Raw genomic sequence first — 11877 nt, 5'->3', positions numbered from 1 at the left:
GCCTGGAACTGACCTACGCCGAGGCCGAGGCGCACGCCAACCGCCTCGCCCACCGGCTGATCGCGCGCGGCGCCGGCCCCGGGGAGACCGTCGCCCTGCTGCTGCCCCGCTCGGCGGACACCGTGCTCGCCGAACTGGCGGTGGCGAAGACCGGCGCCGCCTTCCTGCCCGTCGACCCGCACTACCCCGAGGAGCGGATCGGGGCGATGCTGCGCGACGCGGCGCCCGCGCTGACCCTGGACGCCAAGGAGGTCGCCGAGCTGCTCGCCGCCGACCCCGACGGCGCCCCCGGCCACCGCCCCACCGACGCCGACCGCACCCGCCCGCTCGACCCGGACGACCCCGCCTACGTCATCTTCACCTCCGGCTCCACCGGCACCCCCAAGGGCGTCGTGGTCACCCACCGCGGCCTCGCCGCCTTCGCCGCCGCCGAGGCCGCGCACTACGAAGTCGCCCCGGGGGACCGGGTGCTGGCCTTCGCCACCCCCAGCTTCGACGCCTCGGTGCTGGAACTGTGCCTGGCCCTGCCGCACGGCGCCCGGCTGGTGGTGCCCGAGCCCGGACCGCTGCTCGGCGCCCGGCTGGCCGAACTGCTCCGGGCGGAGCGGATCACCCACACCCTGCTGCCGCCCGCCGCCCTCGCCACCCTGCCGGCCGACACCCCCGGCAGCCTGCCCGCACTGAAGACCCTGATCGTCGGCGCCGAGGCCTGCGGCGCCGACCTGGTCGCCCGCTGGGCCCCGCACCACCGGATGGTCAACTCCTACGGCCCCACCGAGGCCACCGTGGTCGCCACCTGGTCCGCGCCGCTCACCGCCGACGGCGCCGCCCCGCCGATCGGCCGCCCGCTGCCCGGCACCGGCGCGTACGTCCTGGACGCCCGGCTGCGGCCGGTGCCCGACGGCGTCCCCGGCGAACTGTGGCTGAGCGGACCGGCCCTGGCCCGCGGCTACCTCGGCCGCCCCGGGCTGACCGCCGCCCGCTTCACCGCCGACCCGTACGGGCCGCCCGGCGGCCGGATGTACCGCACCGGCGACCTGGTGCGCCGCGACCGCCACGGCGAACTGCACTACCTGGGCCGCACCGACCACCAGCTCAAGCTGCGCGGCCACCGGATCGAGGCCGGCGAGGTGGAGGCCGTGCTGGCCCGCCACCCGGCCGTCCTGGACGCGGTGGTGAGCATCCGGGAGGACGAGCCCGGACTGCCCCGGCTGGTCGCCCACCTGCTGGCCGCCCCCGGCACCGAACCGCCGACCGCCGCCGAACTGCGCGCCCTGGCCGCCCGCGCCCTGCCCGGCCCCATGGTCCCCACGGCCTTCGCCGTGCTGGAGCGCTTCCCGCTCACCGCGAGCGGCAAGACCGACCGCGCCGCCCTGCCCGCCCCCGACCCGGCCGAGGCCGAGCCGGCCGGACGGGTGGCCCCCCGCACCCCCACCGAGGAGGCGGTGGCGGAGATCTGGGCCGAGGCCCTGCGCACCGCCGTCGGCGCCACCGACGACTTCTTCCAGCTGGGCGGCGACTCCATGCGCGCCCTGCTGATCGCCTCCCGGGCCAACGACGCCTTCGGCGTCACGCTCACCCCCCGCGACGTGCTGGTCTCCCGCACCGTGGCCGCCCTGGCCGACCTGGTGGAGGACCTGGTGCTCAGCGAACTCGAAGCCGCCGCGCTGGACGGCCCCGACGAACCCGCCGCCCCCGGCAGCCCCGACGATGACGAACGGTGAGGACCCGACGACCATGACGCCTTCGACGCCTTCGAAGCGGGACCGCGCCGCGGCCCTGCCCGCCGACCTGCGCGAGGCCCTGCGCCGGCGGCTGGCCGGCCGGTCCGGCGGCGATGGGGCCGCCGCCGAGCGGGTCATCCCGCGCGCCGACCGCGGCCGTCCGCTGCCGCCCTCCTTCGTCCAGCAGCGGCTCTGGTTCCTCGACCGGCTGCGCCCCGGGGACCCGCGCTACAACAGCGCCGTCGCCCTGCGCTTCACCGGCGGGCTGGACCGCGCCGCGCTCGCCGCGGCGCTGACCGCCGTGGTGGCGCGCCACGAGGCGCTGCGCACCACCTTCGCGGAGAGCGACGGCCGACCGGTGCCGACCGTCCGGGAGGCCGGGCCGGTGGAGCTGCCGGTCCGCGAGCCGGCCCCGGGCGAGAGCCTGGACGCCGTCCTGCTCCAGGAGTACTCCCGGCCCTTCGACCTCGAACAGGGGCCGCTGCTGCGCGCCCTGCTGGTCGCCGAGTCGCCGCGGGCCCACGTCCTGCAGCTGACCGCCCACCACATCGTCACCGACGGCTGGTCGATGGGCGTCGTCCTGGACGAGCTGTGCACCGCCTACGACGCCCTGGCCCGCGGCGCCGACCCCGCACTGCCCGAAGTCGCCGCCCAGTACCCGGACTTCGCGGCCTGGCAGCGCGAGCAGCTCTCCGGCGACCGGCTGGAGCGGCAGCTCGCCCACTGGCGGCAGAAGCTGGCCGGCGCCGTGCCGTCCGACCTGCCGCTGGACCACCCGCGGCGCGGCGAGGAGGCCGGCCCCGGCGGCCTGCACACCTTCACCGTCCCTGCGCCGCTCACCGCCCGGCTGCGCGCCCTCGCGGCCGAACGGCAGGGCACCCTCAACACCGCGCTGGTGGCCGGCACCCAGGCGCTGCTCGCCCGCTGGTCCGGCCAGCAGGACGTCACCGTCGGCACCCTGATGGCCGGGCGGACCCGCACCGAGCTGGAACGGGCCGTCGGCTGCTTCGTCAACACGGTGGTGCTGCGCACCCGGGTGGCGCCCGAGGCCTCCTTCCGCGAGCTGCTCGCCGCCGCCACCGAGACCGGCAACGACGCCCTCGCGCACGGCGACACGCCCTTCGAGCGGATCGTCGAGGCGGTCGGCGCGCCCCGCGAGGCCGGCCGCAACCCGCTGTTCGACGTCCTGGTGCTGCTGCACCCCGCCCCGCCCACCGCCGGGGACCGGCCCGGACTCGCCACCGCCCCGGTCACCGTGCCCCGGCAGGCCGCCACCTTCGACCTCAGCGTGGAGTTCGTCCCCGACGGCGAGGCGCTCACCGGCGTCCTGGAGTACCGCGCCGACCTCTTCGACGCGCCCACCGCCGGCCGGATGGCCGAGCAGCTGCTGCGCCTGCTGGAGGGCGCCGCCGCCGAACCGGACCGCCCGCTCGCCACCCTGCCGCTGCTCTCCGCCCGGGAGACCGAGCGGGTCACCCGGGACTGGAACGCCACCGCGCTGCTCGTCGAGCCCGTCGGCCTGCCGGAGCTGCTCCGGCGCCGGGCCGAACGGACCCCGCACGCCCTGGCGCTGGTCGCGGGGGAGGAGCGGCTGGACTACGCCACGCTGGACGCCCGCGCCGAACAGCTCGCCCGCCAACTGGTCGCCACCGGCGCCGGCCCCGAAGGGCTGGTCGCGCTGCGGCTGCCGCGCACCGCCGACCTGGTGGTCGCCGTCCTCGCGGTCTGGAAGGCCGGCGCCGGCTACCTGCCGATCGACCCGGCGCTGCCCCGGGAGCGGGTCAGCTACCTGCTGGCGGACGCCCAGCCGACCCTGCTGCTGGACGAGGACGTCCTGCGCGAACTGACGGGCAACGACCCGGCCGACGCCACCCTCCCCGCGCCGGACCTCGGGGCGACCGCGTACGTGCTCTACACCTCCGGCTCCACCGGCCGCCCCAAGGGCGTCACCGTCCCGCACCGCGCCCTGGCCCACCTGCTCGCCGCCCACCGGGCCGGCTTCGTCGCCGACGCCGGCGGCGGCCCGCTGAACGTCGCGCTGACCGCCTCCTTCTCCTTCGACACCTCGCTGGAGGGCCTGCTGCTGCTGGCCGACGGCCACCCGCTGCACCTGGTCGACGAGACCACCCGGATGGACCCGGCCGCCCTGGTCGAGTACGTCGTCCGCCACCGGATCGACTTCCTCGACCTCACCCCCTCCTACCTGCGCCAACTGCTGCCCGCCGGGCTGCTCGACGACCCCCGCCACCGCCCCCGGGTGCTGATGCTCGGCGGCGAGGCGGTCGCCCCCCGGCTCTGGCGCGAGCTCGCCGCCCGCCCGGAGACGGCCGCCTACAACTACTACGGCCCCACCGAGTGCACCGTCGACGCGCTCGCCTGCCGGATCGACGGCGGGGACCGGCCGCTGATCGGCCGCCCGCTGCCCAACGTCCGCGCCTACGTCCTGGACGCCCGGCTCCAGCCGGTGCCGCCCGGGGTCAGCGGCGAGCTCCACCTGGCCGGCGAGCAGCTCGCCCGCGGCTACGCCGGCCGCCCCGGCCTGACCGCCGCCCGCTTCACCGCCGACCCGTACGGCCCGCCCGGCACCCGGATGTACCGCACCGGCGACCTGGCCCGCTGGACGGCCGACGGGCGCCTGGAGTACCTCGGCCGCGCCGACGACCAGGTCAAGGTGCGCGGCCACCGGATCGAACCCGGCGAGATCGAGGCGGCCCTGCTGGAGCTGCCCGAGGTCCGCGCCGCCGCCGTGGTCGCCGTGCCCGACGCCCACGGCCACAACCGGCTGGCCGCCTACCTGGTCTTCGCCGAGGGCGTTGCCCGCCCCGCCGCCGAACTGCGCGCCGCCCTGCGCCGGGTGCTGCCCGACCACCTGGTGCCGTCCTCCTTCACCGTGCTCGACACCCTGCCGCTCGGCACCAGCGGCAAGCTCGACCGCCGCGCCCTGCCCGCCCCCGAAAACGACGGCCGGGAAGGGGAGTTCATCGCCCCGCGCACCCCCGAGGAGGAGACCCTCGCGACCATCTGGGCCGAGGTGCTGGGCGTGCCCAGGGTCGGCGTCACCGACAACTTCTTCGAACTCGGCGGCGATTCGATCCTGAGCATCCAGGCCGTCTCCCGGGCCCGCGCGTTGGGACTGCGGATCGGCTCCCAGGACGTCTTCCGCCACCAGACCGTCGCCGACCTGGCCGCCGCGGCCCGCACCGCCGAGCCGCCGGCCGCCCCGGCGCCGCGCCACCAGGACGGGCCGGCCCCGCTGACCCCCGTCCAGGACTGGTTCCTCGCCGCCCACGGCCCGCTGCGGCACTTCACCATGTCGATGCTGCTCGACCTGCCGTACGGGCTGGACGAAGCCGCGCTGGAACGGGCGCTGGGCGCGCTGGTGGCCGCCCACCCGGCGCTGCGCACCCGCTTCACCCGTACCGGGGACGGCTGGCGCCAGGAGCCGGTCGCGGACGCCGGAGCGCTGCTGACCGCCCTCGACCCGGCCGCGGACCCGGCAGGGAACCCGGTTTCGGACCGGGAGGCGGCCGCCGAGGCCGCCCGCGCCGAGCTGGACCCGGCCACCGGGGCGCTGCTGCGCGCGGTGCTGTTCCGGCCCGCCGACGGCGCCCGGCCCCAACTCCTCCTGGCCGCCCACCACCTGGCCGTCGACAGCGTCTCCTGGCGGGTCCTGCTCGCCGACCTGGCGCAGGCCTACCGGCAGGCCGCCGCGGGCCACGCTCCCGACCCGGTGCCCGAGCGCACCGCCTTCACCGACTGGGCCCACCGCCTCGCCGACCTGGTCCGCACCGGCGGCCTGGACGCGGACCTGCCGTACTGGACCGCCGAGACCGCCGCCCCCGCCGAGCCGCTGCCCGTCGACCTGCCCGGCACCCCCACCACCGGCTCGGTGCGCACCCTGCGCACCCGGCTCGACCGGGCCACCACCGAGGCGCTGCTGCGGAAGGTCCCCGAGGCCTACCGGACCCAGGTCAACGACGTCCTGCTCAGCGCGCTGGGCCGGGCCCTCGCCGACTGGACCGGCACCGGGCGGGTCTCCGTCGCCCTGGAGGGCCACGGCCGCGAGGACCTCTTCGACGGCCTCGACCTCTCCCGCACCGTCGGCTGGTTCACCACCCGGTACCCCGTCACCCTGGACCTGCCGGAGGACCCGGGCTGGGCCGCCACCCTCAAGCGGGTCAAGGAGCGGCTGCGCGCCGTGCCCCGCCGGGGGCTGGGCTACGAGGCCCTCGCCCGGCTCGGCTCGGCCGCCGCCCTGCGGGACCGCCCGCTGCCGCAGGTCTGCTTCAACTACCACGGTCAGTGGACCGCCCCCGAGGGCGGCGACTTCGCCCCCGCCGGGCAGGCCCCCGGCCGCGACCTCGCCCCCGACGAGCCGCTGGACCACCTGCTCGACGTCTCCGCCGTGGTCGCCGACGGCGAGCTGGAACTCACCTGGCACTACAGCGACCAGGTGCACCGGGAGGAGACCGTCCGGGCCCTGGCCGAGGCCACCGCCGCCGCGCTCACCGGCATCGTCGAGCACTGCGCGAGCCCCGGCGCCGGCGGCCGCACCCCCTCCGACTTCCCGCTGGCCGGCCTGGACCAGGCCGCGCTGGACCGGCTGGTCGGCGACGGCCGGGACGTGACCGACCTGCTGCCGCTCACCCCGCTCCAGGAGGGCATGCTCTTCCACCGCCTGGTCGGCGGCGAGGACGACGTCTACCTGGACCAGGCCGCCCTGCTGCTGGAGGGCGTCGCCGAGCCGCTCCTCCTCGCCCGGGCCTGGCAGCGGGTCGCCGACCGCACGCCCGCGCTGCGCACCTCGGTGGTCTGGGAGGGCGTGCCCGCCCCGCTCCAGGTGGTGCGCCGGGGCGTCCGGCTGCCGGTGACCCACCTGGACCTGCGGGCCGTCGACCCGGCCGAGCGCGCCGAACGGCTGGAGCGCCTGAAGGCCGAGGACCTCGCCCTCGGCCTGGACATCGCCACCGCCCCGCTCACCCGGCTCACCCTGGTCCAGCTGCCCGAGGCCCGGGTCCAGCTGCTGTGGACCTCCCACCACCTGGTCCTGGACGGGTGGAGCCTCGCCCAGGTGCTCACCGACGTGTTCGCCGAGTACGCGGCGCTCGCCACCGGCGGCGCCTCCGCCCCGGCGGTGCGCCGGCCCTTCGCCGACTACGTGCACTGGCTGGCCGGGCAGGACGCCGGGGCCGCCCGGGCGCACTGGCGGTCCGTCCTGGACGGCTTCGCCACCGCCACCCCGCTGCCCGCCGACCGGTCGCGGCGCGAGGCCCACCGGGCCCGCTCGGCGGGCAGCCTCAGCGCCGCCCTGTCCGAGCAGGTCTCCGAGCAACTCGCCCGCACCGCCCGGCAGTCCGGGCTGACCCTCGGCACCGTGGTGCAGGGCGCCTGGGCGCTGCTGCTGTCCCGCTACAGCGGCGAGCCGGACGTGCTGTTCGGCACCACCGTCTCCGGCCGGCCCGAGGAGCTGCCCGGCGTCGAGTCGATGATCGGCATGTTCATCAACACCCTGCCCACCCGGGTCCGGGTGGACGGCGACCGCACCGCCGCCGACTGGCTGCGGGAGCTCCAGGCGGACCAGGCCGAGGCCCGCCGGCACTCGGCGGTCTCGCTCGCCGAACTCACCGGCTTCAGCGACGTCCCGTCCGGCAGCGCGCTGTTCGACAGCATCGTCGCCTTCGAGAACTACCCCTTCGACGACGCCCGCGCCGCCGGCACCGGGGTGCGCCTGGCCGAGGTCTCCTCCCGGGACGCCACCAGCTTCCCGCTGGTGCTGCGCGCCTACCAGGGCGGGCAGGTCGGCTTCGACCTCGCCTACGACCCGGAGCTGTTCGACACCGCGACGGTGGACGTCCTCGCCGGGCGGCTGCGCCTGCTGCTCACCGAGCTGGCCGCCGGGCTGGACCGCCCGCTGCGCGCGCTGGCCTGGACCACCGAGGAGGAGCGGCACCGGCTGCTGGTCGACTGGAACGGCACCGCGCAGGGCCGGCCCGGGCACACCCTGGTCGACCTGTTCGAGGAGCGGGCCGCCCGCACCCCGCGGGCCGAGGCCGTCACCTGCGGTCAGGAGCGCCTCGACTACGCCGAGCTGGACGCCCGGGCCTCCCGGCTCGCCCACCGGCTGGCCGGGTTCGGCGCCGCCCCCGAGCGGTACGTCGCCCTGGCGCTGCCCCGCACCGCCGAGCTGGTGGTGGCCGTCCTCGCCGTCCTCAAGACCGGCGCGGCCTACCTGCCGCTCGACCCGGGCCTGCCCGCCGAACGCCGCGCCGAACTGCTGCGCGACGCCGCCCCGGTGGCCCTGGTGACCCTGGAGCCCCCGGCGGATCCGACCGGCATCGAGGTGCCCGTCCTCGCCCTGGCCGACCCCGAGGTCCGCGCCGACCTGGCCCGCCGCCCGGCCGCCCCGCTCGGCGCAGGCCACCGCCCGCTGCCCGACAGCCCCGCCTACGCGATCTACACCTCCGGCTCCACCGGCCGCCCCAAGGGCGTCGTGGTGCCGCACGCCAACGTGGTGCGGCTGTTCGAGCAGACCCGGGAGCTGCTGGGCTTCGGCGCCGAGGACGTCTGGACGCTCTTCCACTCCTACACCTTCGACTTCTCGGTCTGGGAGCTGTGGGGCCCGCTGCTGCACGGCGGCCGGCTCGTCGTGGTGCCCGAGGACACCGCCCGCTCCCCGGAGGACTTCCTGCGGCTGCTCGCCGAGGAGCGGGTCACCGTCCTCAACCAGACCCCGTCCGCGTTCCACCAGCTGGCCCGCGCCGACGCCGAACTCCCGGACGTCTCGGCCCGGTTGGCGCTGCGCACGGTGGTCTTCGGCGGCGAGGCGCTGGACGTCACCCGGCTCGCCGACTGGTACCGGCGCCACCCCGAGGACGCGCCGCGCCTGGTGAACATGTACGGCATCACCGAGACCACCGTGCACGTCACCCACACCGCGCTGGACCGGGCGACCGCCACCGCCGGCGGCCCCGGCCCGATCGGCACCGGCATCGCCGACCTGCGGCTGTACGTGCTCGACGGCGACCTCGCCCCGGTGCCCCCGGGCGCGGTCGGCGAACTGTACGTGGCCGGCGAGGGCCTGGCCCGCGGCTACCTCAACCGCCCCGGCCTGACCGCCGGCCGCTTCCTCGCCGACCCCTTCGGCGCCCCCGGCACCCGGATGTACCGCACCGGCGACCGGGCCCGCTGGCAGGCCGACGGCACCCTGCGCTACCTGGGCCGCGCCGACCAGCAGGTCAAGATCCGCGGCTACCGGATCGAACCCGGCGAGATCGAGGCCGCCCTCCAGACCCACCCGGGCGTCGCCCTGGCCACCGTCGGCGTTCACCAGGACGACGCCGGCACCCGCCGGCTGGTCGCCCACCTCGTCGGGGAGGACCCGGCCCGGCCGCCGGGCGCCGCCGAGCTGCGCGCCCACCTGGAACGCCTGCTGCCCGCCTACCTGGTGCCCGCCGCCTACGTCCCGCTGGCCGCCCTGCCGCTCACCCCCAACGGCAAGCTGGACCGGCGCGCCCTGCCGGTGCCCGGCCCGGACGGCTTCGCCGCCGGCCGCGAACGCACCGCGCCCCGCACCCCCGCCGAGCGGCTGGTCGCCGAGGCCTGGGCGGAGGTGCTGGACACCGGCGCGGTCGGCGCCGAGGACGACTTCTTCGCCCTCGGCGGGGACTCCATCCTCGCCGTACGGGTCACCGCCCGGCTGCGCGCCGCCTTCGGCGCCGCCGACCTCTCGCCCCGGCTGCTGTTCACCCATCCCGTGCTCGCCGACCTGGCCGAGGCGCTCGGCGCGCCCCGCCCCGGCGCCGCACCGGCCGTCATCCCCGCCGCCGACCCGGCGGCCGAGACGCCGCTCTCCTACGCCCAGCAGCGGCTCTGGTTCCTCGACCGCTTCGAGCCCGGCAGCACCGAGTACACCTCGCTGTCCGTGCTGCGGCTGCGCGGCCCCCTCGACCGGGCCGCCCTGGGCGCCGCCCTGGACGCCCTGGTCGAACGGCACGAGGCGCTGCGCACCACGTACGCCGAACGGGACGGCCGGGCCCGGCAGGTGGTGCGCCCGCCGCACCCCGTCGAGCTGCCCTGCGAGTCCGTCCCGGCGGCGGAGCTGGACGCCCACCTGGAGCGGATCGCCGCCGCCCCCTTCGACCTCGCCGAGGGCCCCGTGCTCCGCGCCCACCTGGCCCGGACGGCCGCCGAGGAGCACGTCCTCGCCCTGGCGGTGCACCACATCGCCACCGACGGCTGGTCGATGGGCGTGCTCGGCCGCGACCTCGGCGAGCTGTACGCCGCCGCCCTCGAACGGCGCAGCCCGCGGCTGCCCGCGCTGCCCGTCCGGTACACCGACTACGCGGCCTGGCAGCGCGGCCGCACCGCCGCCGCCGAGGCCGACCTCGACCACTGGCGCCGGGCCCTGGACGGCCTGGCCCCGTTGGAGCTGCCCACCGACCGGCCGCGCCCGGCGGTGCGCACCCGGGAGGGCGCGCTGACGACCTTCACGCTGCCCGCCGAGCTGACCGCCCGGCTGCGCGAGCGCGGCCGGGAGGCCGACGGCACCCTCTACACCGTCCTGCTGGCCGCCTGCCAGGTGCTGCTGGCCCGCTGGACCGGGCAGCGCGACATCGCCGTCGGCACCGTCACCTCCGGCCGCGAACAGGGCGAACTCCACGACGTGGTCGGCATGTTCGTCAACACCCTGGTGCTGCGCGGCGAGGTCCGCCCCGAACTGCCCTTCCACGAGCTGCTGACCGCCGCCCGGCGCACCGTGCTGGACGCCCTGGCCCACCAGGAGGTGCCCTTCGAACGGCTGGTGGACGCCCTCCAGCCGGAGCGCGACACCAGCCGCACCCCGCTGTTCCAGGTGATGGTGGCGCTGCACAACCTCGGCGCCGAGGCGCCCCCGCTGCCCGGCCTGACGGTGGAAGCCGTCACCCCGCCGGTCCGCAGCGCCGCCTTCGACCTCTCCTTCGACTTCGCCGAGCACGACGGCGGCCTGACCGGCTACCTGGAGTACAGCACCGGGCTGTTCGACGCGGGGACCGCCGAGCAGCTGGCCGACCGGCTGACCACCCTGCTGGCGGCCGTCGCCGAGGCGCCCGGGACGGCCGTCGGCGAGCTGCCGCTGATGAGCGGGGAGGAGCGGGCGCAGGTGCTGCGCCAGGGCCGGGGCGAGCCGCTGCCCGGGCCGGACACCACCTTCACCGCCCTGTTCGAGGAGCAGGCCGCCCGCACCCCGGACGCCACCGCGCTGGTCGCCCGGGACGCCACGCTGGACTACGCCGCCCTCAACGCCCGGGCCAACCGGCTCGCCCGCCACCTGACGGCCCTCGGCGCCGGCCCGGAGCAGGTGGTCGCCGTCCGGCTGCCGCGCACCTCCGACCTGGTGGTGGCGCTGTTCGCGGTGCTCAAGGCCGGGGCCGTCCTCCAGTTCGTCGACCCGGACCTGCCCGAGGAGCGGGCCGCCCTGCTGCTGGCGGACACCCGGCCGCGCACGGTGCTGACCGAGCGGGCCCTGCGCGAGGTGCCCTGGGACGCCCTGCCCGGCCACGACCTGACCGACGCCGAGCGGACCGCCCCGCTGCTGCCCGGGCACGCCGCCTACCTGATCCACACCTCCGGCTCCACCGGCCGCCCCAAGGGCGTGGTCGTCGAGCACCGCCAGCTGGTCAACCTCTGCCGCGACCACCGGGAGGGGATGCTCGCCCCGCACACCGCCGACGGCGCGCGGCTGAAGGTCGCCCTCAGCGCCTCCCTCTCCTTCGACACCAGCTGGGAGGGCCCGCTGCTGCTGGTCTGCGGCCAGGAGCTCCACCTGATCGACGAGGACGTCCGGCTGGACCCGCAGGCGTTCTGCGCCAGGATCGTCGAGCAGCGGCTCGACGTCGTCAACGTCACCCCCTCCTACCTGCGCGAGCTCACCGCCGCCGGACTGTTCGGCCCCGCCCCGCACCACCCCCGGCTGCTCCAGCTCGGCGGCGAGGCGATCCCCGCCGCCACCTGGCGGGAACTGGCCGCCGCCCGGGCCGCACTCGGCGTCACCGTCTACAACCTGTACGGGCCCACCGAGTGCACCGTCGACGCCGCCTACGCCCGCTGCGCCGACCACCCCGAGCGCCCGGTCATCGGCCGGCCCGGTCGGGGCGTCACCGCCTACGTGCTGGAC

At 77.3% G+C, this 11877-nt stretch carries 2 protein-coding genes; both read left to right on the top strand.

Annotated features, from left to right (window positions below; genetic code table 11):
• On the top strand, nt 1-1724 hold a 1724-nt coding region (locus ACFU6K_RS15875), incomplete at its 5' end, for an amino acid adenylation domain-containing protein (protein WP_380663472.1).
• A gap of 13 nt (nt 1725-1737) precedes the next feature.
• Nucleotides 1738-11877, top strand: a 10140-nt coding sequence (locus ACFU6K_RS15870; protein WP_380663471.1) for an amino acid adenylation domain-containing protein, incomplete at its 3' end; no start/stop codon positions are given.

Origin of the sequence: Kitasatospora sp. NPDC057512 (assembly GCF_042802135.1) — a bacterium.
Lineage (GTDB): Bacteria > Actinomycetota > Actinomycetes > Streptomycetales > Streptomycetaceae > Kitasatospora.
Note: the sequence above shows the minus strand (reverse complement) of the source record. Positions and strands in the feature narration are given on the sequence as shown.